Annotated in this window: 20 protein-coding genes; 3 read left to right on the forward strand and 17 right to left on the reverse strand. The window is 58.0% G+C overall.

The genetic code is table 11. The annotated features are described in order from the left end of the window. Positions 1-14 precede the first annotated feature (14 nt). The 12 genes from ATF69_RS03345 to ATF69_RS03400 form a co-directional block, all read right to left on the reverse strand. Complete coding sequence (locus ATF69_RS03345) at positions 15-4,748, reverse strand: glutamate synthase-related protein (RefSeq protein ID WP_146869880.1); 4,734 nt, start codon at positions 4,746-4,748, stop codon at positions 15-17. Positions 4,749-4,909: 161 nt separating this feature from the next. Beyond that, positions 4,910-5,626: an REP-associated tyrosine transposase gene (locus ATF69_RS03350; protein WP_146869881.1), complete on the reverse strand. Its 717-nt coding sequence runs from the start codon at positions 5,624-5,626 to the stop codon at positions 4,910-4,912. Between the two features lie 148 nt (positions 5,627-5,774). After that, complete coding sequence (locus ATF69_RS03355) at positions 5,775-6,710, reverse strand: class I SAM-dependent methyltransferase (protein ID WP_167514329.1); 936 nt, start codon at positions 6,708-6,710, stop codon at positions 5,775-5,777. Continuing rightward, positions 6,707-7,369 carry a DUF1415 domain-containing protein gene (locus ATF69_RS03360; protein ID WP_146869882.1) on the reverse strand — a complete coding sequence of 221 codons (663 nt, stop codon included), beginning with the start codon at positions 7,367-7,369 and terminating at the stop codon, positions 6,707-6,709. The genes ATF69_RS03355 and ATF69_RS03360 overlap by 4 nt, the downstream gene beginning before the upstream one ends. A gap of 273 nt (positions 7,370-7,642) precedes the next feature. Continuing rightward, a complete protein-coding gene (locus tag ATF69_RS03365) occupies positions 7,643-8,818 on the reverse strand; it encodes a deoxyguanosinetriphosphate triphosphohydrolase (protein WP_146869883.1) in 1,176 nt (391 codons plus the stop codon). A gap of 66 nt (positions 8,819-8,884) precedes the next feature. Then, positions 8,885-10,009 (reverse strand): 3-dehydroquinate synthase, encoded by a 1,125-nt coding sequence (aroB, locus tag ATF69_RS03370; RefSeq protein WP_146869884.1) that lies wholly within the window; start codon positions 10,007-10,009, stop codon positions 8,885-8,887. 314 nt (positions 10,010-10,323) lie between these two features. Beyond that, positions 10,324-11,832, reverse strand: a complete 1,509-nt coding sequence (locus tag ATF69_RS03375; protein ID WP_146869885.1) for a putative Ig domain-containing protein — start codon at positions 11,830-11,832, stop codon at positions 10,324-10,326. Positions 11,833-11,858: 26 nt separating this feature from the next. Then, the gene (locus ATF69_RS03380) at positions 11,859-13,994 is read right to left on the reverse strand and encodes a type IV pilus secretin PilQ (protein ID WP_146869886.1); all 2,136 of its coding nucleotides are present in this window, start codon (positions 13,992-13,994) and stop codon (positions 11,859-11,861) included. Further along, positions 13,991-14,533: a pilus assembly protein PilP gene (locus ATF69_RS03385; protein WP_146869887.1), complete on the reverse strand. Its 543-nt coding sequence runs from the start codon at positions 14,531-14,533 to the stop codon at positions 13,991-13,993. The genes ATF69_RS03380 and ATF69_RS03385 overlap by 4 nt, the downstream gene beginning before the upstream one ends. Further along, positions 14,533-15,195 (reverse strand): type IV pilus inner membrane component PilO, encoded by a 663-nt coding sequence (locus tag ATF69_RS03390; protein WP_146869888.1) that lies wholly within the window; start codon positions 15,193-15,195, stop codon positions 14,533-14,535. The genes ATF69_RS03385 and ATF69_RS03390 overlap by 1 nt, the downstream gene beginning before the upstream one ends. A 1-nt stretch (position 15,196) precedes the next feature. Further along, positions 15,197-15,817, reverse strand: a complete 621-nt coding sequence (locus ATF69_RS03395) for a PilN domain-containing protein (protein ID WP_146869889.1) — start codon at positions 15,815-15,817, stop codon at positions 15,197-15,199. After that, entirely contained in the window at positions 15,814-16,893 is a 1,080-nt protein-coding gene (locus ATF69_RS03400) for a pilus assembly protein PilM (protein ID WP_015012658.1), read from the reverse strand. The genes ATF69_RS03395 and ATF69_RS03400 overlap by 4 nt, the downstream gene beginning before the upstream one ends. Positions 16,894-17,160: 267 nt before the next feature. On the opposite strand from ATF69_RS03400, the gene ATF69_RS03405 reads away from it, so the two are divergent. After that, entirely contained in the window at positions 17,161-19,554 is a 2,394-nt protein-coding gene (locus ATF69_RS03405; RefSeq protein ID WP_146869890.1) for a penicillin-binding protein 1A, read from the forward strand. 51 nt (positions 19,555-19,605) lie between these two features. On the opposite strand, the gene cyaY is transcribed toward ATF69_RS03405, so the two are convergent. Continuing rightward, positions 19,606-19,935, reverse strand: coding sequence for an iron donor protein CyaY (gene cyaY, locus ATF69_RS03410; RefSeq protein ID WP_056060182.1), 330 nt, complete (start codon positions 19,933-19,935; stop codon positions 19,606-19,608). 12 nt (positions 19,936-19,947) lie between these two features. Between cyaY and lptM the strand changes: the two genes are divergently transcribed. Both lptM and ATF69_RS03420 read left to right on the forward strand, forming a co-directional pair. Beyond that, positions 19,948-20,154 (forward strand): LPS translocon maturation chaperone LptM, encoded by a 207-nt coding sequence (lptM, locus tag ATF69_RS03415; RefSeq protein WP_146869891.1) that lies wholly within the window; start codon positions 19,948-19,950, stop codon positions 20,152-20,154. A 115-nt stretch (positions 20,155-20,269) separates the two neighbouring features. Then, positions 20,270-21,097 carry an oxygen-binding di-iron domain-containing protein gene (locus ATF69_RS03420; protein WP_015012654.1) on the forward strand — a complete coding sequence of 276 codons (828 nt, stop codon included), beginning with the start codon at positions 20,270-20,272 and terminating at the stop codon, positions 21,095-21,097. Positions 21,098-21,162: 65 nt separating this feature from the next. Here the strand turns inward: ATF69_RS03420 and ATF69_RS03425 are convergent, their stop codons facing one another. From ATF69_RS03425 to ATF69_RS03440, 4 genes are all read right to left on the reverse strand, one after another. After that, positions 21,163-21,819 (reverse strand): protein-methionine-sulfoxide reductase heme-binding subunit MsrQ, encoded by a 657-nt coding sequence (locus ATF69_RS03425; protein WP_146869892.1) that lies wholly within the window; start codon positions 21,817-21,819, stop codon positions 21,163-21,165. Positions 21,820-21,880: 61 nt separating this feature from the next. Continuing rightward, positions 21,881-22,885 (reverse strand): protein-methionine-sulfoxide reductase catalytic subunit MsrP, encoded by a 1,005-nt coding sequence (gene msrP / locus ATF69_RS03430; RefSeq protein ID WP_146869893.1) that lies wholly within the window; start codon positions 22,883-22,885, stop codon positions 21,881-21,883. A gap of 182 nt (positions 22,886-23,067) precedes the next feature. Then, on the reverse strand, positions 23,068-24,417 hold the full coding sequence (gene ccsB, locus ATF69_RS03435; RefSeq protein WP_146869894.1) for a c-type cytochrome biogenesis protein CcsB: 1,350 nt from the start codon (positions 24,415-24,417) through the stop codon (positions 23,068-23,070). Further along, entirely contained in the window at positions 24,414-26,567 is a 2,154-nt protein-coding gene (locus ATF69_RS03440) for a cytochrome c biogenesis protein ResB (RefSeq protein WP_146869895.1), read from the reverse strand. The genes ccsB and ATF69_RS03440 overlap by 4 nt, the downstream gene beginning before the upstream one ends. Between the last annotated feature and the right edge of the window lie 127 nt (positions 26,568-26,694).

Consider the following 26,694-nt stretch of genomic DNA (forward strand, 5'->3'; position numbering starts at 1 on the left):
GGTGTGGCGACGCCTTACTTGGCGGGGGCCACTTCTTTTTTGGTAGCAGCTACCGCTGGTGTAGCGGACTCCTCCAGCACTTTTCGTTCATAAATTTCAGCCAACGCACGCTTGTACTCGGTCGGGAAGACCTTGACGAACTTGCTGCGCGATGCGGCCCAGTTGTCCAGCAGCTCGCGCGCGCGCTTGCTGCCCGTCCAGCGGTTGTGGTCTTCCAGCAGCTTCTTGAGCTGGGCCTCATCCGTCTGGCCGTTGTGCCAGATCGAGCGGGGGACCGTGGCTTCCTGCTCAGTGGCGGGCAGGATGCGCTCCAGCGTCACCATCGACAGGTTGCAGCGCGTGTCGAACTGTCCGTCTTCGTCGTAAACATACGCTACGCCGCCGCTCATGCCTGCTGCAAAGTTGCGGCCGGTCTTGCCGAGCACCACCACCGTACCGCCAGTCATGTACTCGCAGCCATGGTCGCCCGTACCTTCGACGACGGCCGTGGCACCCGACAGACGCACCGCAAAGCGTTCACCGGCCACGCCGCTGAAGAAAGCCTCACCGGTGGTGGCGCCGTACATCACGGTGTTACCCACAATGGTGTTGCGCACCGCCTCACCCCGGAAGTCGATGCTGGGGCGCACGATGACACGGCCACCCGACAGGCCCTTGCCCGTGTAGTCGTTGGCGTCGCCGATCAGGTACAGCGTGATGCCGCGCGTCAGAAACGCGCCGAACGACTGGCCGCCCGTGCCTTCCAGCTGGATGCGGATGGTGTCGTCAGGCAAGCCTTCGGGGTGCACACGGGTGACCGCGCCGGACAGCATCGCGCCGACCGAGCGGTTCACGTTGCGCGCCACCTCGATGAACTGCACGCGCTCACCCTTTTCGATGGCAGGCTTGCTGCGCTCGATGAGCTTGCGGTCCAGTGTGTGCTCGATGTTGTGATCCTGCACGTCCACGTGGAAGCGAGGCACATCGGCGGGCACGTTCGGCTGGGCAAACAGGCGGCTGAAGTCCAGGCCGCGTGCCTTCCAGTGTTCCAGGCCCTGGCGCATGTCGAGCAGGTCGGTGCGGCCGATCAGGTCGTCAAACTTGCGAATGCCCAGCTGGGCCATGATCTGGCGCACTTCTTCGGCGATGAAGAAGAAGTAGTTCACCACATGCTCTGGCTTGCCAGAGAACTTCTTGCGCAGCTCGGGGTCCTGCGTGGCCACGCCCACGGGGCAGGTGTTCAGGTGGCATTTGCGCATCATGATGCAGCCTTCCACCACCAGTGGTGCCGTGGCAAAGCCGAACTCGTCAGCACCCAGCAGTGCGCCGATGGCGACGTCGCGGCCGGTCTTCATCTGGCCGTCGGCCTGCACACGGATGCGGCCGCGCAGGCGGTTCAGCACCAGCGTCTGCTGGGTTTCGGCCAGGCCGATTTCCCATGGGCCGCCCGCGTGCTTGATGGACGACCAGGGCGAAGCGCCCGTGCCGCCGTCGTGCCCAGCGATCACCACGTGGTCGCTCTTGCACTTGGCCACGCCTGCCGCGATAGTGCCCACGCCCACTTCAGACACCAGCTTGACACTGATGCCAGCATGCGGCGCAACGTTCTTCAGATCGTGGATCAGCTGGGCCAGATCTTCGATCGAATAGATGTCGTGGTGCGGCGGTGGCGAAATCAGGCCCACACCCGGCACGCTGTGGCGCAGCTTGCCGATGTAGTTGGACACCTTGCCGCCAGGCAGCTGACCGCCCTCGCCGGGCTTGGCCCCCTGGGCCATCTTGATCTGGATCTGATCGGCGGACGACAGGTACTCCGCCGTCACGCCGAAGCGGCCCGACGCCACCTGCTTGATGCGGCTGCGCAGCGAATCGCCGTCCTGCAGGGGCAGATCGACCTCGACGTTCTCGGCGCCGATCACGCTCTTCAGGGTATCGCCCTTCTTGATCGGGATGCCCTTGAGTTCGTTGCGGTAGCGTGCCGCGTCCTCGCCACCTTCACCGGTGTTGCTCTTGCCGCCAATGCGGTTCATGGCCACCGCCAGTGTGGCGTGCGCCTCGGTGGAGATGGAGCCCAGCGACATGGCGCCCGTGGCGAAACGCTTGACGATTTCCTTGGCAGGTTCGACCTCATCAATCGAGATCGCCTTGGACGGATCGATCTTGAACTCGAACAGGCCGCGCAGCGTCATGTGGCGCTTGCTCTGGTCGTTGATGATCTGGGCGTATTCCTTGTACGTGTTCCAGTTGTTGGCGCGCGTGCTGTGCTGCAGCTTGGCAATCGCGTCAGGTGTCCACATGTGGTCTTCACCACGGGCGCGCCAGGCGTACTCGCCACCGGCGTCCAGCATGGTTTCGAGCACGGGGTCGTCGCCAAACGCGGCCTTGTGCATGCGGATGGCTTCTTCGGCGATCTCGAACACGCCGATGCCTTCCACACGGCTGGCGGTGCCGGTGAAGTACTTGCCCACGGTTTCCGTGTTCAGGCCGATGGCCTCGAACAGCTGGGCGCCGCAGTAGCTCATGTAGGTGCTCACGCCCATCTTGGACATGATCTTGGACAGGCCCTTGCCGATGGCCTTGACGTAGTTGTAGATGGCCTTGTCGGCCGACAAGTCGCCGCCCAGGTCCTTGTGCATTTCGGCCAGGGTTTCCATGGCCAGGTAGGGGTGCACAGCCTCGGCGCCGTAGCCAGCCAGCACGGCGAAGTGGTGCACCTCGCGCGCGGTACCCGTTTCGACCACCAGGCCGGCCGTGGTGCGCAGGCCTGCGCCCACCAGGTGCTGATGGATGGCCGACAGCGCCAGCAGCGCGGGGATGGCCACCTGCGTGGCGCTCACGGCACGGTCGCTGATGATGAGAATGTTGGCACCGCCCTTGATGGCATCAACGGCCTGCGCGCACAGCGAGGCCAGCTTGGCTTCCACGCCCTCACGGCCCCAGCTCAGCGGGTAGGTGATGTCGATGGTGGCGCTCTTGAACTTGCCTTGCGTGTACTTCTCGATGTCGCGCAGCTTGGCCATGTCGGCAAAGTCGAGCACGGGCTGGCTCACTTCGAGCCGCATCGGTGGGTTGACCTGGTTGATGTCCAGCAGGTTGGGCTTGGGGCCGATGAAGCTGTTCAGCGACATCACGATGGCCTCGCGGATCGGGTCGATCGGCGGGTTGGTCACCTGGGCGAACAGCTGCTTGAAGTAGTTGTACAGCGGCTTGTTCTTGCCCGACAGCACGGCCAGCGGGCTGTCGTTGCCCATGGAGCCGATGCCTTCTTCGCCGTTTTTGGCCATGGGCGCCATCAGGAACTTGATGTCTTCCTGGGTGTAACCAAAGGCCTGCTGGCGATCCAGCAACGGCAGGCCGGCAGCCACAGGGACCGCGGCGGCTTCGCCCGTCTCGATGCTGTCCAGCTTGATCCGCAGGTTTTCGATCCACTGCTTGTAGGGCTTGGTGTTGACGATGTTGGCTTTCAGCTCGTCGTCGTCGATCATGCGGCCTTGTTCCAGGTCGATCAGGAACATCTTGCCGGGCTGCAGGCGCCACTTGCGCACGATCTTGTTCTCGGGCACGGGCAGCACGCCCGACTCGGAGCCCATGATGACCAGATCGTCGTCGGTGATGCAGTAGCGCGAGGGGCGCAGGCCGTTGCGGTCCAGCGTGGCGCCGATCTGGCGGCCGTCGGTGAACACGATGGAAGCGGGACCGTCCCAAGGCTCCAGCATGGCGGCGTGGTATTCATAGAAGGCGCGGCGGCGCTCGTCCATGGTGGTGTGCTGCTCCCAGGGCTCTGGGATCATCATCATCACGGCCTGGCTGATGGGGTAGCCGGCCATGGTCAGCAGTTCGAGGCAGTTGTCGAACGTGGCGGTATCGGACTGGTCGGCAAAGCTGATGGGGTAGAGCTTTTGCAGGTCAGCAGCCAGCACGGGCGATGCCATCACGCCTTCGCGGGCCTTCATCCAGTTGTAGTTGCCCTTGACGGTGTTGATTTCGCCGTTGTGCGCCACATAGCGGTACGGGTGGGCCAGCGGCCACTCGGGGAAGGTGTTGGTGGAGAAGCGCTGGTGCACCAGGCCGATGGCCGAGACGCAGCGCTCATCCGACAGGTCTTTGTAGTACACGCCCACCTGGTCGGCCAGCAGCAGGCCCTTGTAGACCACGGTGCGGCTGGACATGGACGGAACGTAGTATTCCTTGCTGTGCTTGAGCTTGAGCGCCTGGATGTTGGCGCTGGCCGTCTTGCGGATCACGTACAGCTTGCGCTCCAGCGCGTCCTGCACGATCACGTCATTGCCACGGCCGATGAACACCTGGCGCAGGATGGGCTCCTTCTTGCGCACTGTGGGGGACATGGGCATATCCACATTCACCGGCACATCGCGCCAGCCCAGCAGTACCTGGCCTTCGGCCTTGATGGCGCGCTCCATCTCCTGCTCGCAAGCCAGGCGCGAGGCATGCTCCTTGGGCAGGAAGATCATGCCCACGCCGTATTCGCCGGCCGCAGGCAAGGTCACGCCTTGCTTGGCCATCTCTTCGCGGTACAGCGCGTCAGGGATCTGGATCAGGATGCCGGCGCCGTCGCCCATCAGCGGGTCGGCACCCACCGCGCCACGGTGGTCGATGTTTTCCAGAATCTTCAGAGCCTGCGTCACGATGTCGTGGCGCTTGATGCCCTTGATGTGGGCCACAAAACCGAGGCCGCAGGCGTCGTGTTCGTTACCCGATGAATACAAACCGTGTTGTTGCAGATGCTGGATCTCGGCAGCCGTGGTCATGGCGCACTCCTATATTTTTCGCAGGGGAGCCGAGGTTAGTGCATTGCAGCATATTTTGGCAAGCAATTTAATTGGGGTCAGATTCCAATTAAACAAACCAGAACTCACACAAGCATATTATTGGGGACATATTAAAATTAATAGCAATGAGGCCAATAATTTCATGCGCCTCCGTCGGTTTTCGCATGATTTTTTGCCATTCGAGGCCTGCCAGGCATTCCTCGAGTCACGCGGCGCAGGGTCTGCTGTTGCAGGCCCGCAAGAAACTCGGTATCGCCCAAAGCCCAACCGCTGAGCGCCGAGTCGGTCAAAGCCGTTTGCACCGACGCCCCCAGGCCCGCCTGAACCAGTGCGGCATAGGCGGCCTCGCGCGCAAACGGGGTGTTGCCCAAAGCCCAATACAGGGCATGGGGCGTCAACCACCGGTCGTTGCGCAAGCCCAACCAATGTGCATGGCTGGACCAGGCGTAGTCAGCGGGCTGCTGCACCAATCCGGCCCGCACAGGGTTGAGGTCCAGGTACACCATGCACGCCAGCAAATACCGTTCCGGCTGCAATACCGTGGAACGGTAGCGCCCCTCCCACAAAGTACCTGTGCGGGCATGTCGGCGGTTGAAGTACTGCACATACCGGCGCCCCACTGCCTGCATCATCTGGGGCAGTCCGTCTTGTGAGGCTGGCGTAACCAGCAGGTGAAAGTGGTTGTCCATCAGCACATAGGCATGGACGGCCACGGCATATTTCTGCGCGTTGTCCATCAACAGCGCCAGCAGCGCGTCGAAATCTTCCACTCCGTGGAAGATCGGCTGGCGGTTGTTGCCCCGCAGGATGACATGGTGCAAATGACCCGGCAGGGTCAGGCGTGGCAAACGGGCCATGGGTCTTGATCAGGAATATGGGAGTTACGATCATAGACCTGTCCCCTATTTCTCATCGATGCAAGCTGGCGACGCCCATCATCCGCCACGAAGATAGCGAGGCGCATGCTTGATTCTGGCCTGCCCTTGCGCGCCTTTTGGGTACGCGTCAATGCGTAGCCAAGTTCTCCACTGGGTCTGCCACCACACCAATGCCAAACCGCGCCCCCATGGCGTGTTCCAGGCCAAATTCGCCGAGAAGCGCCCGCAACCGCTCGGCCGCGCTGCGTTTTTTCTGTCCGGTGTAGCGCGCGATGATGAGTTCATTCTTCATGCTGTGCTCCCATCCCACCAGCTCGGTCACAGTGACCTGGTAGCCATTGGCCTCCAGGTACAGGCAGCGCAGCACATTGGTCACCTGGCTGCCGAGTTCGCGGGTGTGCAAGGGGTGACGCCACAGTTCCGCCAGGGGCGTGCGCGCCAACTGCAAGGCCTTGCCTTGGCGCAGGCAGGCTGCCATCTCCGCTTGGCAACAGGGCACCAGAACCATGGCCCGGGCCTTTTTTTGCAGCCCGAAGGCAATCGCGTCGTCAGTGGCGGTGTCGCAAGCATGCAAGGCGGTGACCACATCGATCTGGTCGGGCAACTCACGGGCCTCCGCAGACTCGGCCACGGATAGATTGAGAAACGACATCCGCTCAAAATGAAGGCGCTGCGCGAGCACCCGCGACTTCTCTACCAGTTCCGCCCGGGTCTCCACCCCGTAGATACGCCCGTGGCCCAGAGCCTTGAAGTACAGGTCGTACAGGATGAAACCCAGATAGGACTTGCCCGCGCCGTGGTCCGCCAACGTGGGCCCACCGCCTTGGGCGGACAGCTCCGTGAGCAGGGGCTCGATGAAGTTGAACAGGTGGTACACCTGCTTGAGCTTGCGGCGTGAGTCCTGATTGAGACGGCCATCCCGCGTGAGGATGTGCAGCTCCTTGAGCAGCTCTACCGATTGGCCAGGGCGCAGTTCCTGCAGCTCAGCACTCTCGTTCTTGGATTTTCCCGCATCGCGAATTCGCTTGTCGGTCGTCACTGCAGATAGGTTCTTTTTATTCATAAACCGGTGCCTTGTGCTGGCGGATTTTCATCGCTGGCGGCAGTGGCGGCCATGTTCGCACCGCCTTTGTCATGAGGGCCCACGTCCAACGCCAGCCAACCGGCCATGCCCATCTCTTCAAGTACTTCCATGTTGCGCTCAAAGATGGTTTCCGCCTCGGGAAAGACCGACACCGCCCGATCAATGCTGGCCTCGCGCAACAAGTGCAGCGTAGGGTATGGAGCGCGATTGGTGCAATTAGTCACGTCGTCCGCATCTGTGCCGGCGAACTGAAACTGCGGGTGAAAGCTTGCGACCTGCAGCGTGCCCGCCAACCCGAGAACGTGCACCACGTCCTCCACGTCACCAAGAAAGTCGTTGAAATCCAGAAAATCCTGCAGGCAATGCGGCATCACCAGCAAGGTGGTGTCCCTGACTTCTGCGGGTGTTTTTGCGAGCGCCTGAAGTTCTTCGCGCAACACCTCCAGCACATCCTCCCCGGTCGTGGCCAAGCTCACCACATAGTGAATTTGCCCTTTGACATGCACCGACTTGGCAAATGGACAGAGATTCAATCCAATGACGGCCCGCTCCAACCACCGGACAGTGTCCTGGACGTAGATATCAGTGGACACAAAATGGGGGGGCGCCTTAGCGGCGTTGGTGGAGGAAGATGTCATGGGTGCGCGCAGAAGCGCAGGGATAGAGGCGGGATTTTATCGGTGTGAGTTGTTGGCAGATCTAGCGATAGCGGCGGTCCAATCTGGAAGCCTCATGGACTCCTCAGTGCACGCTCACATCGGCGGGAGGGCAGTGGAGAAAAAGAATAGATGCGCAAGCCCACACAGCAAACACGCTTCAGGCGGCCACGTCTACCCCAGCCTGAAGTCGCGCTACACCAGCGACGAACCACCCCAAAATCAACGCATCTCGCTCCACCCCGGAACCGGGCGCTATTCCTGCAGCAGTCGGCGCCCTGTCAGGCGCTCATGCTCCCGCACCGCAAAGCGGTCCGTCATCCCAGCAATAAAGTCAGCAACCGTCCGCGCTCGTTCATGCCTATCACCCTCCAAGGCCCGTGCGGCAAACGCTGCTTTCATTTCTTGAGGCTGAGCCATGTATTCCTCGAACAACTCTCGTACGATTTCCTGAGCGTGGCCCGTAGTCTCCATGACCCGGGGATGCCGGTACAGATGCTTGAAGAGGAACCGCTTGAGTACGGTAGAGCGCTCGCGCATCTCACCACTGAAGCTCACCAGAACTGGGAGCTTCCGCACCTCATCGGGATGGGCTGGTGCATGCTCGTGCAGCGCGGCTTTTGTGGTGTCAATGACGTCGTACACCTGCGCACTCAGCATCCTCCGTATCGCCTCGTACAACAAGCGGCGCTGCATTGATGGGGTGGAGAGGTCGGGATGCTCCATCTGAGCTGCCGAACGGTACGCATCAAACAAGGGTACTTCTTGCAGCTGCGTCAGAGTAATCAACCCAGAGCGCACGCCGTCATCAATATCGTGCGCGTTGTACGCAATCTCATCAGCCAAGTTGCACAACTGCGCCTCCAGGCTCGGCCGCTCATTGCGCAGGAAGCGAGCACCGACACCATTGGGCTCCTCACTCTCCAACTGTAAAGCATGAGTGCGCGAGCAGTGTTTGAGAATCCCTTCTCGGGTCTCGAATGTGAGATTGAGTCCGTCATACAACGGGTATCGTTCTTCCAGCTTGTCCACCACTCGCAAGCTCTGCAAGTTGTGTTCAAAGCCTCCAAAGTCGGCCATGCAGCCATTCAAGGCGTCCTGCCCTGCATGCCCGAACGGGGTATGTCCCAAGTCGTGGGCTAAAGAGATGGCCTCAACCAAGTCTTCGTTAATCTGTAGCGACCGTGCGATGGATCGCCCGAGTTGCGCGACTTCTAACGAATGAGTTAGCCGGGTACGAAATAGATCCCCCTCGTGGTTGAGGAAGACTTGTGTCTTGTAGACAAGCCGTCGGAATGCCGTGGAATGGACGATTCGGTCGCGGTCGCGCTGGTATTCGGTCCGGGTAGGTGCCGGATTTTCGGGGTAGCGCCGGCCTCTCGTCGTGTCAGGATGGCAGCCAAATATAGAAAAACCAGATGTTGCTGTCAAAGCAGTCGCTCGTACTTAGCAGACAGCCCAAATAACGATCAAAAGAGACACTTCAACAGATGCGCCTCAGCGGCAACATGCATCAATTACTTCACGCACCAACCGGTCAGGCGCGGAACGGACCACCGCTTTGCCAGGACTTTCTATCAACACAAAACGGATCTCGCCAGCCTCAGATTTCTTGTCACCCCTCATGAGCTGAAGATAACGACCCGCGTTGTCTTTACTATCCAAAATAGGCCCCTTAACAGACAACCCCGCTCTATCGATTATCGACATCAACCGCTTAACAAAAATCTCGTCCACCAATCCGAGCCGGCACGACAGTTCGGCAGCCATTACCATGCCGGCGCCCACTCCCTCGCCGTGTAACCATATGCCATAGCCCAGACCCGCCTCAATAGCATGACCAAAGGTATGGCCAAAGTTTAAAATCGCTCGTAAACCAGACTCACGCTCGTCTAGCCCAACCACCTCGGCCTTGATTTCGCAACTACGGCACACCGCATGCGCCAAGGCCTCAGGGTGTTGCGCCATCACCGCTTCAATGTTGTCTTCCAGCCAAGTAAAGAACTGCATGTCCGCGATAGGGCCGTACTTAATCACCTCGGCTAAACCCGCACTGAACTCTCGCTGCGGTAGCGTGGTTAAAACACTGAGATCGCACACGACTCGCTGTGGTTGATAGAACGCACCCACCATATTTTTACCCAATGGATGATTGATACCGGTCTTGCCTCCGACAGAGGAATCAACTTGGGAGAGCAGCGTCGTTGGCACCTGTACAAATGGTATGCCCCGCATGTAACATGCTGCAGCAAAGCCCGTCATGTCACCCACAACGCCACCACCAAGCGCATAAAGGATGGTCTTGCGATCGCAGCCCTTTTGAAGCAGCACATCAAAGATGGTTTGAAGTGTCTGCCAGTTCTTGAACTCCTCGCCGTCAGGTAATCGCACTTCATGAACCTGCGCGTAGCGACTCGAAATCGCATTGCGCAGTACATCGCTGTATAGAGGCGCTACTGTCGAATTACTGACGATTACTGCGTGGTGGCTTTCTGGAACCCCCTCCCATACGCCGCCATCAGCCAAGAGATTGGCACCGATCAGGATACGATAACTGCGCTCGCCCAGTGATATGGGCACTTCGCTGAATATTTTCGTCGATGATTTAATAATAGAGGACATGACTGCCAAAAAATAACAACGACGCGATCTAGATATGGCCCGCCTTACGAAAGGCACATTCAACGTTCAATTTTTGCCTACTAATACTTAGAATTACCATGCAAAATATCATGACCGCTAACTGACTGCCGTTAAATAGGCTTCATAACGAACGGCGAACACTTCCACGGCCTAAAGTACCGCCTGACTAAAGCACTCTAGCAGGCAAGCTTGACTCGAGTACAAAAAGCAAAATAAAAATCCCCGGGCGCGCCGGGGATTTTAAGCTATGGAATACCAACCGAGGGACCTTTACACACCCTCGAGATCATTCATCAAGGAGCTGCTACACAGGCTACCGTACCTTGAGTAACGGTGATACTGAGCCTCCGGGTCACCGAAGAAGCACCCTTCGTGGCAGTAACGATAAATTCGCTGGTGCCACAATCGCCTGTTACTGGGGTTCCTGTCAGAACGCCTGCAGTACCACTTGTAGCACCAGTGAGCCATGTTGGCAGGGCCACAAACTGATAGCTCACTCCCGTTGTCGAAGAGACAAAAGAGTACGAGTACTTGTTGCCAGTCGTCGCGCCAGGCAACACACACACCGTGTTTGAGTTGCAGCCCCCGATCGCAAAATCTTCCGACAAACCACCGACCACCTTCAAAGTTACAGATCCCGATGCAGATTTCTTATTCTTGTCAGTCACTGTAATCGTTGCGCGATACACGCGCTCTTCAGCATCTTGGGCCACCTTGCCGCCAATCATGCCGGTAGCAGAATCCACCGTCAGGCCCGAAGGCAAGCCGGTCGCAGACCATGAGTAAGGAGGCAAACCACCCGTTACGGAAAGAAGCGATGTGAACTGCACACCCTTGGTCACGTCACCCAGATCAACGTCGGCAAAAACCGGCGGTGCCGTCACTGCTTCCAAGACAGAGATTGGAATGATTGCGGTCATGGGATCGGAGATGCCGTTGGTCACGTTGTTGTCCGACCGATCCGCAGAAAGCTCCAAAAAGATCTGACCAGTTTCGCTCCCACTAAGCAAGGAGAACGTGGCGACGCCACCGATGGATGGCAGCTGCAGCACACTGCCGCTCTGGGATCCAGCCACCAGACGCGCGCCTTGTGCAGCTTCAGTACCTGAAAGAAGACGAACTTGGACGCTACCACCCGTAACGCCTGACGCAGGCTGATTGGCGTCATCGAGCACAAATGCCTGAATCGCCATTTGAGACAGCAGACCATTGACGTTGTTCTTTACGCCCAAGTAGCCTGGTATCGAAGCTTCTAAGCGGACGCTGGCAGGTTTACCCGTTGCTCCGCCAACACTAATATCCACGCTCGCGAACTTTTGCTGTTTATCCCGTGGATCTGTTACGGAACAGACAATGCGCGCAGTACCAGCTTGGTCAGCTGAATGAAAGTGAAACGAATTGCCCCCAGAATTAGAGCCTAGTGTGATACTCCGGTAAGCATTTGGCACCTTAACTTTACCACCGTTACCGTCATCAACTTCGGTTTCGTGCTCCGCTTTGCCATCCAAGTAATATAACGACCCAGTATCCAAACCACCCGAAATATTACAACCAAATATATCTTCGCCACCTGGAATCGGGAAACTACCCTTACGAGCATCAACATACACCGTTGTTGTATATGGACTATACACGCCAATACCAGGCCTTATACCGGCAACATTTAAAGGCAATTGACTCTTTTCGGCCCGTACAGTGATAGTGTAGGCTTCTTGAGTTTCACCTGAACTGCCGCCGCCGCCACCGCAAGCAGCCAAAGCCACAGTCAATGCAGCGGGTATGAATTTAAAATATTTTAACATTGGCCATCCTCAACTATATACTAAATTTACCGATTCGCAGTGCGTTCGTTGATTACCTTAGGACTAATAAAAATCAGCATTTCCCGCTTGGTAGATTCTTTTGTTCTATTCTTGAATAAATTACCCAGAACAGGGACATCCCCAAGCACTGGTATTTTATTTTCTTGATTGGTCTCTTCCATTTCAAAAATACCACCAATAACCACTGTACCGCCATTTTCTATGAGAATTTGAGTTTTCACATGTTTAGTGTCAATGGCGACTCCCTGAGTGGTAGTCTCGCCTCGACTGTCCTTGTTGACATCGAGATCTAAGATGATATTACCCTCGGGAGTAATTTGCGGCGTGACTTCAAGTTTCAGCACAGCCTTTTTGAAGGCCAGAGTAGTCGCTCCGTTGGGTGCCGTAACAGCGTATGGATATTCTGTACCTTGCTCAATAAGCGCTTTGGTCTGATCTGCCGTAATGATACGTGGACTGGAAACAATGCGCCCTTTACCATCAGCCTCCATCGCAGAGAGCTCCAGAGTCAAAAATCGGTTCGCCGCAGAGTTAAATATGGATAGCGCAAAGCTACCAACGCTGCTCACATTCGAAAGACTAGCAGGTAAGTTCACAAAATTGCCGCTGGTACTGGTCGTTCCACCGGCACCACTAGACGCCACAGCATTGCTGTAAGACGTGCCAAAGGCAACACGGTTATCACCTCCAATGCCATATCCACCGTCCCCACCTCTATTGGCTCGCAAGTCCGTTGCTCCCAAACGAACGCCCAGCGATCTGCCAAACGTATCACGAGCCTCAACAATCCGTGCCTCAATCAGCACTTGACGCACAGCAACGTCAAGGCTTGCCAACAAAAGTCGAACCTCTTCGAGCTTCGCAGCAGTATCCGTCACGAATATCTGGTTAGTACGTGGTTCTGAAATCGCGCTTCCACGCTCCGACAGGAAGCGAGTGGCAGTACTCCCTGCTGTCGAGCCAGACGTTGCAGTAAGTTGTGTGACGATATCTGCGGACTTGGCATAGTTAAGCTGAAAAGCTTGGGTCTTGAGAGGCTCTAACTTCTGAATGGCTTGAGCCGCTTCGAAATCCTTTTTGGTACGCGCATCTATTTCATCTTTCGGAGCGATCCATAGAACCGATCCAGTCTTGCGCATTCCCAAGCCCTTTGCATCCATAATGATTTGAAGAGCTTGATCCCAAGGAACATCCTTAAGCCGTAACGTCAGTGCCCCAGTCACCGTATCGGAAGTAACTATATTAAAGTTTGTAAAATCAGCAATAACCTGAAGCAAAGATCTCACTTCGATATTCTGAAAATTCAAAGAAAGCTTTTCACCGGAGTAACCAGGCCCTTGAGTTAGCTTGCTTAGATCAATTTTTTTCTGGCGAATTTCAACCACAAATTGATTATCGCTTTGATAGGCACTGTGCTCCCAATCCCCATTGGATTCAATAAGCATCCTCACTCGCTCACCATTTTGAGTGGCAGTCACAGTTTGGACCGGCGTACCAAAGTCGGTAACATCCAAACGGCGCCGAAGCCCCTCCGGAATAGAAGATTTCATGAAATCCACAACGATTCCTTTTGATTGCTGCTGCAAGTCAACGCCAACCTGATTGCTTGCGAGATTAACAATCACCCTTCCCGCCCCGTCTGCACCACGACGGAAATCGATATCTTTCAATGGCAGAACATCTGCGTTTTGGCTTTCAGAAAAGGCCGCTGGCTGCGCATTCGACGCAGAAGCACTCGAAACAGGTTCTAAAAATAAGAACAATGTTTTGCCCTGCAGATCAGTTCTGTACGACGTGGGTGACTTCAAGTTCAAGACAACACGAGATCGATCTCCCGCTTGAACAATATTGACAGACTTCAAATTCCCCAAATTTGCTTCAAATACTGATTTTCCAGCAGAATTAACAACCCCTTGAAAATCAAGTGCAATGCGGGCGGGAGATTGCGTCGCAAATCCCGTTGGGGGTGTTGCAACAGGGTCTGTGAAGTCAATTTTGAGCGTCTCAACCCCGCTCTGGACGCTAGAAGAGACAGCGCTGATAGCACCTTGAGCGAGAGCACCAAAGGAGATCAAAAGGACTGAAATGCCAACAGCAGCGCTACGGCAGTAATTCAGAAGTTTGCCACTATTTTGTTTCATTTTTTCCCCTCTTGCAGATCAAGCGATGCAGAACGCTCTATCCAATCCCCAGTTGCATCCTGTGCTATCTCGCGCAACTGAATTGAACTCTCAGTAATTCGAATCACCCTTCCGTAATTCTGGCCGAGATAGCTTCCAACCTTTACTTGGTAAATTAAATTATCAACCTTTACCAAAGCTGTCGGCGTTCCAGACTTGTTCAAACTCCCCACCATAGCCATTGAATCCAGTGGAAAAGCTTCCAACGGCTCTTTACGACGAGCCATTTCCGGTGCAATCAGGGCCGCATTTGAGGCCACTTGATTTGAGTCACGCTTTAATGCCTGAGTCAATTTGACTTGATTGAAAGGCTCTATTGCACCCTCTTGAGTGTATGGCTCAGGAATAAATTTTTTGGGCTCAGTCAAAGGTTGCACACTCGGCTTAGTGCTAGCTCGCTGTTCAGCCATCCAAACTCTTAACTCATCCTCACCTGAAGGCCCGCAACCAACAAGAATAAGGGACCAGCCAACCAAAAGTAGCCCAGCATGAGCTTTCATCACTTGCCCCCCCCTGCTTTCTTCTGTGCCTGAATTTCTTCAGGATCCAAATATCTAAAGGTGCGCGCAGTCGCATCCATAGCTAACCCATCGCGAGCCCCGGGGGTAATCGTCATATTATTAATCGTCACAATACGTGACAGGTGTGCAATATCAGACGCAAAGGCCCCAATATCGTGATATTTTCCAGTTACCCGAATGGAAATGGGCAACTCTGCGTAATAATCTCGAGCGACCACCTGCCCTGGCCGGAAGAGCTCAAACTGCAGACTCCGCCCCAAGCCAGATTGATTGATATCAGAAAGCAGTGCTGCCATTTCAGCCTTGCTGGGAAGTTGTTTTTCCAGCTGGATGACATACTGCTGAATTTGCTCTCGCTGCTTTTTCAACGCATCCAAGCTGACGGCCTTTACCAGTTTTTTTTGATAATCCGTGCGCAACGCGAGTTCTTTGGTGCGCTCCGTTTCCAACTGCACTTCATAATCCTGCAAAAATGCGAACCACGATATAGCAGCAACGGCCCCAGCAATAAAGGCACACAGAATTACCTTTGGTAAAATCGGCCAAACCGACGGATCTTTAGTATCTAAGTTCTTAAATTGTCGCTGAACCAACTCCATCCGCTCAGCAAAACTTATCGCTTTTTCTTTTACTTTCGCCATGTTACTTGCCTCCAGGCGAAGACGCTGCAGCATTTGCAGCCGCTATGGTTTTTTGGGCATCGCTGGCGCGCACCAATTGAAACCTCAAATTGAAGGAGGAAACACGGCGTTGATCCCGCTGACTTAGGGCTACTGTACTGGCAGTAATTTCCACCAGCTCAGGTTTCGTCAGCCACGGAGTGTTACCTGCCAAATTGCGCAATAGCTCCGAAACACGCTCATTGGATTGAGCCATCCCCAACATCGTAATCGCTTGTCCAGATTGCCTGATCGCAGTGATATATACCCCGTCAGGCAGTTGCTTTACAAGCTCAGTAAGCAAGTGAACGGGCAGATTTCTATCAGACTGGAGGTCCTCTACGGCCTTCTGGCGCGCACGTAAAGACGCAATTTCGTCTTCAATAGACGCAATTTCCTTGATCTGGCTCTCCAACACCTTGATCTCCCGCTGAAGAAAGGCATTCTGATTTTGCTGATCCGTAATCATGATCTGGAACCACCAATAAATGGCTCCAGCAATGGCGAGACCTAATAACAACGACGCAAACATCGTCGCCTGAAAGGCTTCCTTGCGGCGTTTACGCGCCTCCTCGCGGTGAGGCAAAAGATTGATAAGAATCACTGCAGAAACCTCCGCATAGCAAGACCGCACGAGGTCAGGTACGACGGTGCTTCACGCACCATTTTTTTCAGTCGCACGGAACTTCCGATTTCCATACCGTCAAATGGATTGACAGCGCTGCACGCAAAGCCGGTTTGCTGCGTGACAGCCTCGGTTAGCCCTGGCAGTGGGGCCGAGCCGCCAGCCAGCATGATGTGGTCCACACGGTTGTGGGGCGTGCTGGTGAAGAAGAATTGGAGGGCTCGGCCAATCTCTTGAGCCATGCTGTCGACAAAAGGACGAAGGACCGCTGATTGATAGTCTTCCGGCAAATCACCGCTGCGCTTTTTACTTTCGGCTTCTTCCACGGAGAAACCATATTGCCGAACAATCAGTTGGGTCAGCTGGGCGCCGCCGAAGGCTTGGTCGCGGTCGTACAGAACCTCTTCGTTCCGAATCACCTGCATACTGGTCGTCAAGGCTCCAACCTCGAAAAGCGCCACCATCGCATCAACGCCTTTATTCGGCAGCGCTTCAATGAGACGCCCTGCAGCCAGTCGTGATGCATGGGATTCAATATCGACCACCACAGGCTTTAACCCGGCGGCCTCCGCCAAGCCTTGTCGGTCCTGGACTTTTTCGCGCCGAGACGCAGCAATCAGAACGTCAACGTCCCCCGGCGCGTTTTTACTCGGACCAATAACGCAGAAATCCAAGCTCACCTCGTCGAGCGAAAACGGGATGTACTGATTGGCTTCGGATTCGACCTGAACCTCAAGCTCCTGCTCCGTCATTCCACCCGGCAGCGTAATCTTCTTGGTGATCACAGCGGAGGGGGGCAATGCCAGCGCCACGTTTTTGGTTCGGGTGCCGCTCTTTTTGACTAGGCGACGCAATGCGTCCGCCACTTCGTCAAATTTTTCGATGTTGCCATCGGTGATCCAGCCTCGCTCCAGCGGCTCGATCGCGCAACGCTCTAGGACCAGACTACCTGCCTTATCGCGCCCCAACTCCACCAGCTTGACACTGGAGGAGCTGATGTCGATTCCCAGCAGCGGAGCAGACTGGCGATTGAACAAAGACCCCATTGAGATCAAGATTGGTCCCCTGTAACTTGCCAAAATGAGGCAACAAAACTTAACACTTCACATGAATGCTATCAGTAAGATAGTTCTCCGGCAAAGATTTTTCCCCCTGTAACGCCCGAAGAGCGTTGCCAAAAGCAGACGAAATTTCAGAGCACTGCAATACCGCTTGGCCACTACGGGAAGCCTTTCAGCGACACCTTGCCAAGTACGAAATCGGATTTCCGACCCCAGCGGTGGACATTTTTATAATGGGTGGTCTTACCCCATCGGAGCGATATGCCGCCCTCCCCCTCGAAGTCCTCCGACAAGTCGGACTCCTCTCCTGCTCGCACCCGTCCCAGTTGGCTTCGCTGGTTGGTTCGCATCGCTCTATGGATCACTGGACTGGCGGCGGCCGCGGCTTTGGGCTTGGCGCTCACAATCGCTGTGGCTCTATCAGTGGCCTACCCCAACCTGCCGGACATCTCTGACTTGGCGGACTACCGCCCCAAATTGCCGCTGCGGGTGTACTCTGCGGAAGGGGCCTTATTGGGCGAGTTTGGAGAAGAGCGTCGCAACCTCACGCCCATCGACGAGATTCCGCAGGTCATGAAAGACGCAGTGCTGGCGATCGAAGACTCTCGCTTCTTTCAGCACGGTGGTGTGGACTACAAAGGCGTGCTGCGTGCGGGCCTCGCCAATCTGGGCCGTGTGAAAAGCCAGGGCGCCTCGACGATCACCATGCAGGTTGCGCGAAATGTTTATCTGTCCTCAGAAAAAACATTTACTCGCAAAATTTACGAAATCTTACTGACTTTCAAATTGGAACATTTGCTGACCAAGGATCAGATTCTTGAGATTTACATGAATCAGATTTTCCTTGGCAATCGTGCGTATGGATTTGCGGCAGCCTCCGAGGCTTATTTTGGGAAGCCGCTGAAATCCGTTTCTATTGCTGAAGCAGCAATGCTTGCGGGCTTGCCCAAGGCACCATCTGCATACAACCCCATCAGCAATCCCAAACGTGCCCGCGCTCGACAGCAGTACATCATCGAACGGATGGAAGAGAACGGCTTCATCACTGCGCAACAAGCAGAGCAAGCCAAGAAGGAAGAGTTGAAAATCCGTACGGGACCCGACAACACGCGCATCCACGCGGAATACGTTGCCGAAATGACCCGCCAGCTAATCTTCGCCCAGTACGGCAACGAGGCCTACACACGCGGCCTTAACGTGTACACCACCCTCAATGCGGCGGAGCAAGAGGCCGCCTATGTGGCCCTGCGGCGCGGGATCATGGACTACGAGCGGCGCCAGCAGTATCGGGGACCAGAGAAGTTCGTCGCGTTGCCCACAGCAGCCCAGGAAGTGGAGGACGCCATTGATGACGCCCTTGCCAACCACCCAGACAACGGAGACGTACTCTCCGCTGTGGTGCTGGAAGCATCCACCAAACGCATCCTGGCCGCACGAGCCAATGGGGACTCACTGGAGATCACCGGCGATGGACTCAAACCAGCGCAGTCGGGGCTCAGCGACAAGGCGCCGCCCAATATCAAGATCCGGCGCGGCGCTGTCATCCGAGTGGTCAAGACACCAAAGGGCGCATGGGAGATTACACAGCTGCCCGAAGTGGAGGGGGCTTTTGTAGCCCTTGACCCCCGCAATGGCTCCATCCGGGCATTGGTGGGTGGATTCGACTTTGACAAGAACAAGTTCAACCATGCAGCGCAGGCATGGCGCCAGCCTGGTTCGAGCTTCAAGCCGTTCATCTATTCAGCAGCGCTTGAAAAGGGCTTCACGCCTGCCACCGTGATCAACGATGCTCCGCTGTTCTTTGATGCGGGTATCACCGGCGGTCAGCCTTGGGAACCCAAGAACTACGACGGCAAGTACGACGGCCCCATGAGTATGCGCACGGGCTTGGCGAAGTCCAAAAACATGATCTCCATCCGGATCCTGCAAGCCGTAGGACCCAAAACCGCGCAGGAATGGGTGGGACGATTTGGATTCGACCCAGAAAAGCACCCGGCCTACCTGACCATGGCGCTTGGCGCGGGCTCGGTCACGCCCCTGCAAATGGCATCCGCTTATTCCGTGTTTGCCAACGGGGGCTACCGCGTCAATCCTTGGCTGATTGCCAAGGTGACTGACCACAAGGGGCGAGTGATTTCAGAAATCACGCCACCAGCGCTCAACGAGCAGCCCCGGGCCATCGACGCACGCAATGCCTTTGTGATGAGCAGTCTGTTGCAGGAGGTGACCCGCACCGGCACTGCAGCGCGGGCCCAGGCCACTCTCAAGCGCCCCGATCTTTATGGCAAAACCGGCACTACCAACGATTCGGTGGACGCGTGGTTCGCAGGGTTCCAGCCCACCATTGCGGCTGTCACTTGGATTGGATATGACACGCCACGCAATCTGGGCAGCCGGGAAACCGGTGGCGGGCTCAGCCTGCCCGTGTGGATCAGCTTCATGGAGCGTGCGCTGAAGGGCGTGCCAGTGATGGAGCCTACAGTGCCACCCGGTGTCGTGAATGTGGGCGGTGAGTGGTTCTACGAGGAGTACGCACGCAATGCGGGTGTTTCGAGCGTGGGGGTGGACGACCGGTCCGCGTCTCCCGCAGTAACGCCCCAAGCACCTCCGCCTTCTGAAGAGCGCAGCCGCATCCTGGACTTGTTCCGAAACTGAGCGCCGCATAATCCGCAGCGCCCCTCCTCAACTGGGCGGGCGCGGGGTAAGTTACGGGGCAAACTGCAGCGACATCCCGGACTGTTGCGAGGCATCGCGCGTGAGGCATGCAAAAAATTCTCCGGCGCCCTTGGTGTCCTGCCAATGGCTGCCATCAAAACGATAGTGATAGCCGCCAGAACGGGCGGCCATCCACACCTCGTGCAGCGGTTTTTGCAGGTTGATCACGATCTGGCTGCGGTTGGGAAAGGTCAAGGTCACCATGCCCCCCGAGCGCTGGCTGTCCACATCGGCATCCGAGGTGTCATTGATGCGATCACAACTGCGTTCGACGGCAAGCAGCAGTTGTTCGGCGTGGTCCATGAATTCGAGGTCGGTCATTACAATTTGCGCATGTTGAAAGCTCCCCAAATTCTAGTCAGGACGCTTGTCCTTGCTGCCAGTGCGGCAGCCCTCTTCGGCTGCGGTCAGCGGGGGCCGTTGTATCTGCCCACCGGCCCTGCGGCAAGCCAGCGTGCCACGCTACCGCAAACACTCACCCCGGGCAACGACGCCAGCGGTGCGCCAACGCCCGCTGCCACCTCCTCCCAGCCACGCTGACGCACGCAGCCGCCTGCGCAGGATCGCCAGGCAATGCGGTTTCGCTTGATTTCCATCAAGCACAAAGCTTAGGGGTACTCGTACAGTCTGCGCTTTATTGCACCGCAGGATGGCCATGGCCCTGGAACTCTACCGCGACAAAAATCATGCTTGCCTGATGTTCACCGACCTCATTGAGGAAGATGGACAGGCCGTGCAGGCCAATCAGTTCCTGATCGTGGACGACGACACCGGCGCCATCATCGACCCGGGCGGCAACCTCGCTTTCAACGAGCTGTTCATGGGGATGACCAAACATTTCCCGCCGCACAAGCTGTCGTACCTGATCGCCTCGCACGCAGACCCGGACATCATTGCCTCGCTGGACCGCTGGATGACCAGCACCAAGGCCAACCTGGTGATCTCGCGTGTCTGGGAGCGCTTTGCACCGCACTTCACCAAGGTGGGCAAAACCGAAAACCGCGTGATCGGTGTGCCAGACGGTGGCGGCCACCTGCCCCTGGGACGCCATGAACTGGTGCTGCTGCCTGCGCACTTCATGCACTCCGAGGGCAATTTCCACTTCTACGACCCGGTCAGCCGCATCCTGTTCACAGGCGACCTGGGCGTGTCGATGATGTCGGGGGCCGAGGCCCGTGTGCCGGTGACTGACCTCAAGGCGCACATTCCGCGCATGGAGGGGTTCCACCGCCGCTATATGGTGTCCAACAAAATCCTGCGCCTGTGGGCACGCATGGCCCGGCAGCTCGACATTGCCATGATCGTGCCGCAGCATGGTGCCCCGATCATGGGCAAGGAAGCCATTAGCGACTTCTTTGAATGGATCGAGAACCTGATGTGCGGCATCGACCTGTTCGATGACCGCGCCTACCAGATTCCCACCGCGTACATCGACCCTGTGACCCGGCAGATGCGCCCTGCGCTGCGGGCAGTCAATGGGTAAGTACTGGTCAAATCGACTGCAAGCGCTACAACTATATGCCCAATAAGCTATAAATTTAATAGCATTCAACTTCCCGGAGATCCAGCGGCTGTCCGTCTTGCCGCTGCACCACCCGGTGCAGCCGACCGCTTTTGCAGTCGGTGCCAAAGCCTCCACCCCAGCAGCGCGCCGAGGATGGCGGCATAGATGGCCACTTCACCAAAATTGTTCTTGCCAGCACGCATCCAGAAAAAGTGCAGCACCGCCAACCCTGCCACCGCATACACGGTGCGGTGCAGCGCCTGCCAGCGTTTGCCACCCAGTGCCTTGATCGCACGATTGAATGACGTGGCGGCCAGCAGGGCCAGCAGCACCAGGGCCAATGTACCCACCAGAATGAATGGCCGCTTAGCGATGTCGTGCAGGATGTCCGGGATGTCAAAACCCATGTCGAACCAGCTGTAGCTCAGCAGGTGCAGCACGCCATAAAAAAACACGAACAGCCCCAGCATGCGCCGAAACCGAGCCAGCTGAGGAGTGGAGGTGATGACGCGCAGTGGAGTGATGGCCAGCACCAGGCAGAGCGCCCGCAGTGTCCAGTCACCGGTTGCCCGGATCAATGCCTCTGCAGGGTTGGCTCCCAGCTGGTTCGCCACCGCCGCATAGACCAGCCATGCCAGCGGCAACAGGCACAACACAAACACCGCTGGCTTGGCGACGGGGTGGAGCAGTAGTTTTCGCATCGCGATCAAGAGAAGACCACAGCCTCATACACCGCCAACGATGGCGCCGAGACCAGGGCCATCAGTAGAACTTCTTGAGGTCCATGCCGGCGTAAAGCTGGCCAACCTGGGCTTCGTAGCCGTTGAACATCAACGTCTTGCGCTTCTTGGCAAACAAGCCGTCTTCACCAATGCGCCGCTCGGTCGCCTGGCTCCAGCGGGGGTGGTCCACATTGGGGTTCACGTTGGAATAGAACCCGTACTCCTGCTGGGCCGCCTTGTTCCACGCGGTGCCTGGTTCCTTTTCGACAAAGCGGATCTTCACAATGCTCTTGGCGCTCTTAAAGCCGTACTTCCATGGCACCACCAGACGCACCGGTGCACCGTTCTGGTTGGGCAGCACCTCGCCGTACATGCCAAAGGCCAGCAAAGTCAGAGGGTGCATGGCTTCGTCCATGCGCAGGCCTTCCACATAAGGCCAGTCCAGCACGCGCGAGCCGACGAATGGCATCGTGGCCTTGTCGGCCAGGGTCACGAACTCGACGTACTTGGCGCTGCCCTGGGGCTCCACCCGCTTGATCAGCTCGGCCAGCGAGTACCCCACCCACGGGATGACCATGGACCAGCCTTCCACGCACCGCAAGCGGTAGATGCGTTCTTCCTGCGCGCTGAGCTTGATCAGGTCTTCAATGCCGTATTTGCCGGGCTTCTTGACCAGGCCCTCGACCTCCACCGTCCATGGGCTGGTCTTGAGGGTGTGCGCATTGCGGGCGGGGTCGGCCTTGTCGGTGCCAAATTCGTAGAAGTTGTTGTAGGTGCTCGCGTCCTTGTAGTCCGTGAGCTTCTCCATGGAGACCGCACCTGCCACCGCCGACTTGGCGCCCGCCAGAGGCGCCAGCTTGCCGGGACGCGTGACCGCCACCTGCTGCGCCAGGGCCTCACGGCCCGCACAGGCCGCCATTGCCGCACCTGCGGCACCGCCTGCCATCAGCTTGAGCATCTGACGGCGGTCTTCATAGACCGAGCGGGGGGTGATTTCGGAGGAATGTGGGTGGTGAAAACCCGAATCGCGCGAGGGGATCAGCATGGTGGCTCCGGTGATGTGGGGTGAGACAGCTGCAGCGGTAGAGCAGAACAACTGTTAGTTCGTTCCCTGGACCGCTCAGGTTACACCGAAGACGCAATAGTTGTTGCGCGCCACCGAATGCCCGACATGCCTGCCGCGCCTGCCAACAATCTCGCGGGGAGTCGTTAGCAGGCCTTGAATCATCACAGCGTGCCGTAGCTGTGCAGGCCGCTCAGGAACATATTGACGCCCAGGAACGCAAACGTTGTCACCGCCAGGCCAACCAGCGCCCACCAGGCGGACACGGTACCGCGCAAGCCCTTCATGAGCCGCATGTGCAGCCACGCCGCGTAGTTGAGCCAGACGATCAGCGCCCAGGTCTCCTTCGGATCCCAGCTCCAGTAGCCGCCCCAGGCCTCGGCGGCCCACAGCGCACCCAGCACCGTGGCGATGGTGAAGAACGCAAAGCCCACCGCAATGGACTTGTACATCACGTCATCCAGAATCTCGAACGAAGGCAGACGCGCCGCGATGCGCTTGCGCCCCAGCAGGATGCCCGCAACGATCAGCGCAGAAATGCCGAAGTACACCATCCAGTAGCTGCCGCCATTCTCCGTCGCCCCCTGGCGGAACACGATGGGCTCGAAACACAGCACCACGCCCAGCAGCCACAGCGGCGCCAGCTTGTACCAACGGGTTTCGGTGGCCTGCTGCTTGATCAGGTAGGCAAACGCCACCATGGCCGACAGCGCAAACGTGCCGTAACCGATGAAGTTGGCGGGCACATGCAGCTTCATCCACCAGCTCTTGAGCGCAGGGACCAGCGGCTGGATCTCATGCGCTTCGCGCACCACGGTGTACCAGAGCAGGAAGCCCACCGCCGCGCTCACCACCAGCATCACGAAGCCGCCCAGGGCGCGCGTGTCGTACTGCTCTTCGTAGTACAGGTAGAACGCCGCTGTCATCCAGCAGAACAGCACGAACACTTCGTAGAGGTTGCTCACCGGGATGTGGCCGATGTCCGGGCCGATCAGGTAACTTTCGTACCAGCGCACCAGGGTGCCAATGAGCGCCATGGCCACCGCCACCCACGCAATGCGCGAGCCCAGCATGCTCATGGTCTTGCCTTCGCCACGTGCAAACATCCCCACCCAGTAAAACGCCGTGCTGATGAAAAACAGCATGCTCATCCACAGGATGGCCGACTGGCTGGACAGGAAATACTTGAGGCCGAACACCGTGTCGGCCCGCGTCAGGCTGCCTGCCCCATCTTGCTGGTACAGGCCAATGGCCATGAGCGCCACGGCCGCCACCACCAGCATCAGAACGCGCAGCGGGCGCCAGAACCAGCCCAGCCAGATGGTGCTCGGAATGGCGCCCAGCAAAATGCCTTTTTCGTAGACATCCATGAAGGCCCCGTAGCGCTGCAGCGCATACAACGCCCCCACGGCCACGATGGCGGCAAACAGCCAGTCAAACCAGTTGCGGCGAGCGAAGAACCCCTCGTTCAGGGTGATCGTGGTGACGGTCGAGGAAGAAGTCGCGGTGTTCATGCGGTGCCTTCGCGGGGCGATGCCCCGATCAGTTTCTGTGCGAGCTGGACAAACTCCTGGTCGCCATCCATGGTCTTGCGGTTGGTGGACAGGGCCATGGTGGCGTGGGTGCGGCCATCCTGCGGCGCCACCCAGACCCACACGCGCCGCTCGCGCACGTAGAGCATGGCAAAAACGCCCAGGATCAGCAAGGCGCAGCCCAGATAGACAACATTCTTGCCAGGGGCTCGCGCCACCTGGAACACGCTGGCCTGGACCTGGGTGAAGTCCTTGAGTTCAAACGCCAGGGGTGCAGGGTAGATCTGCGCATCGCTGAGCGAGAGCACGGCCTGTGTCATGAAACCCCGGGTCTGCTCGTCCTGCGCCAATGGCGGAAGCCCCTCGCGCTGGCGCGACAGCTGGGCCAGCTCGAACAACGTGCCATTCAGAATGCGCACCAGGACCTCGCCTGCGCGCGCGCGCTCGGCCTCGGGCACATTGGCTTCCATGAAGTCCGACACGGCCTGCAGCCCGCCCGTGGGCTTGCCATCGACCATGCCCCGCCCCGCAAAGAGCGCCAGCGCACGCACGGCAGACTGCTGCAATTGCTCGGCCAGCTCCGGGCGCGAGGCATCCATGGCCTGGGACACATAGCGGCGCACCGCCTGCTCCCGGGCTTGCGGATCGGCCAGGGCAGCTTTCATGCGCATGAAGCCATCCATGCTGCCCTTGTCGTCGGCTGGCACACGCAGGTAGCGGAAGGGCTCTGCCGGAGACTCGCGCACACCGAGCAGGAACACCGGCACGCCGTCGCCCGTGTCCACCGGCAGCATGTAGTTATGGAACTCGCGGGCCTGGCCAGCCGCATCACGCAGCTTGTAGCTCACGCTGGGGCCCACATTGCGCAGTTCTTTTTTGGTGGCGGTCTTGTTGGCTGCCCCCAGGCGCGACTCCACCGATTCGCGCAGGTTCACCTTGCGCACGTCTGCACCGCTGGCGCCAGGGCCAGCCCCACCAAAATTCTCGACGTTGATGGTGCGCAGCGCCGTGAACTCCAGCGTCAGCGTATCGCTGCCAGGGCCGCCGCCCTTGTTGGTGAGCTGGGTGGAGTTGCCCACCACACCCTCGACGTCGAATGCCTTGGCGCCCGCCACCATGGGCACGGCACGCAGCTTGAGGTGCGAGCCGCCGTCGTCAAAACTCGACTGATAGATCTCGATGCCCTTGTAGCTGGCCGGGTGGTTCACCTCGACGCGCGCGGGTGTCTTCTCTCCCGTGGCCTTGTCGTGGATGATGATCTCGCTGGCGAACAGCTTGGGCATGCCGGTGGAGTAGTGCTCCACGATGAACTTCTTGAGCTCGATCGCAAACGGCAGGTCCTGCAGCAACACGCCGTCGGACTGGCTCAGGATGGCGGTGCTCGACTGTGTGCCCTCTGCCACGAGCAGGTTGCCCCGGAAGGTGGGGTTGCGCTCGGACAGTCGGTGCTCGGGCTTCACATCGGCGATCAGCCCCCCCCCGGTGTAGACCGACTTGCCGCCCAGCAGCATCTGCGCACGCACGATGAGGTCGCCATCCAGCAGGCCGCCCACACACACCAGCACGATGGCGCTGTGCGCTGCGATGTAGCCAATCTTGTTGGCGGCGCCAGCCTTGGCAGCCACCATCCAGCCGGTGCCTGGACCTGCGGCTGTGTCGCGCTGCTGCAGGCGCACCTTCCACCCGCCACCGGTCAGCAGTGTGCCAATGCGGCGTGCCTCGGCCTCGGCCGATCCGGGCAGATCGGCCTGCGCCTTGTGGTGGAACGCCTTGAGGCCCTGCTCGCGGATGTTTTCCTTGTAGGCCTTGAGGTCCACCAGGATCTTGGGCGTGTTGCGGGCAATGCACAGCGAGGTGCTGATCACCAGGAACGCCAGGATCAGCAGAAACCACCAGGCGCTGTACACCGCGTTGAGCTGGATGGCGCCAAACAACTCGGCCCAGAACGGTCCGAACTGGTTGACGTAGTTGGCCGAAGGTTCGTGCTGCTTGAGCACCGTGCCGATGACCGAGGCGATGCAGATCACCGTCAGCAGCGAGATGGCAAAGCGCATGGAAGACAGCAGCTCGACCCCGGCGCGCAGGGCCTGGGAGCCGGACTTCATTCGAAGGCCCTGGGTGTTGTCGGACATGGGTGGGAGCGGTGTCTGCGAGGCGCGAAAGAAAAAGGGCGGGACCATCGCTGCGATGGACCCGCCCTTTTTGGGGTTGTTATTGGCGGTAGGTTCCGTGCCGCCCGGTCAATCAGGCCGGGTCATG

Origin of the sequence: Acidovorax delafieldii, from assembly GCF_007993815.1 — a bacterium.
Classification (GTDB): domain Bacteria; phylum Pseudomonadota; class Gammaproteobacteria; order Burkholderiales; family Burkholderiaceae_C; genus Acidovorax; species Acidovorax delafieldii.

What these genes read in the sequence shown, in the direction of transcription:
- msrP (WP_146869893.1), bottom strand. Translation starts at nt 22,885, where the DNA reads ATGCTGATCCCCTCGCGCGATTCGGGTTTTCACCACCCACATTCCTCC.
- cyaY (WP_056060182.1), bottom strand. Translation starts at nt 19,935, where the DNA reads ATGACCGACCTCGAATTCATGGACCACGCCGAACAACTGCTGCTTGCC.
- ATF69_RS03360 (WP_146869882.1), bottom strand. Translation starts at nt 7,369, where the DNA reads ATGACATCTTCCTCCACCAACGCCGCTAAGGCGCCCCCCCATTTTGTG.
- lptM (WP_146869891.1), top strand. Translation starts at nt 19,948, where the DNA reads ATGTTGAAAGCTCCCCAAATTCTAGTCAGGACGCTTGTCCTTGCTGCC.
- ATF69_RS03355 (WP_167514329.1), bottom strand. Translation starts at nt 6,710, where the DNA reads ATGAATAAAAAGAACCTATCTGCAGTGACGACCGACAAGCGAATTCGC.
- ATF69_RS03390 (WP_146869888.1), bottom strand. Translation starts at nt 15,195, where the DNA reads ATGGCGAAAGTAAAAGAAAAAGCGATAAGTTTTGCTGAGCGGATGGAG.
- ATF69_RS03380 (WP_146869886.1), bottom strand. Translation starts at nt 13,994, where the DNA reads ATGAAACAAAATAGTGGCAAACTTCTGAATTACTGCCGTAGCGCTGCT.
- ATF69_RS03405 (WP_146869890.1), top strand. Translation starts at nt 17,161, where the DNA reads ATGCCGCCCTCCCCCTCGAAGTCCTCCGACAAGTCGGACTCCTCTCCT.
- aroB (WP_146869884.1), bottom strand. Translation starts at nt 10,009, where the DNA reads ATGTCCTCTATTATTAAATCATCGACGAAAATATTCAGCGAAGTGCCC.
- ccsB (WP_146869894.1), bottom strand. Translation starts at nt 24,417, where the DNA reads ATGAACACCGCGACTTCTTCCTCGACCGTCACCACGATCACCCTGAAC.
- ATF69_RS03425 (WP_146869892.1), bottom strand. Translation starts at nt 21,819, where the DNA reads ATGCGAAAACTACTGCTCCACCCCGTCGCCAAGCCAGCGGTGTTTGTG.
- ATF69_RS03440 (WP_146869895.1), bottom strand. Translation starts at nt 26,567, where the DNA reads ATGTCCGACAACACCCAGGGCCTTCGAATGAAGTCCGGCTCCCAGGCC.
- ATF69_RS03375 (WP_146869885.1), bottom strand. Translation starts at nt 11,832, where the DNA reads ATGTTAAAATATTTTAAATTCATACCCGCTGCATTGACTGTGGCTTTG.
- ATF69_RS03345 (WP_146869880.1), bottom strand. Translation starts at nt 4,748, where the DNA reads ATGACCACGGCTGCCGAGATCCAGCATCTGCAACAACACGGTTTGTAT.
- ATF69_RS03350 (WP_146869881.1), bottom strand. Translation starts at nt 5,626, where the DNA reads ATGGCCCGTTTGCCACGCCTGACCCTGCCGGGTCATTTGCACCATGTC.
- ATF69_RS03420 (WP_015012654.1), top strand. Translation starts at nt 20,270, where the DNA reads ATGGCCCTGGAACTCTACCGCGACAAAAATCATGCTTGCCTGATGTTC.
- ATF69_RS03385 (WP_146869887.1), bottom strand. Translation starts at nt 14,533, where the DNA reads ATGAAAGCTCATGCTGGGCTACTTTTGGTTGGCTGGTCCCTTATTCTT.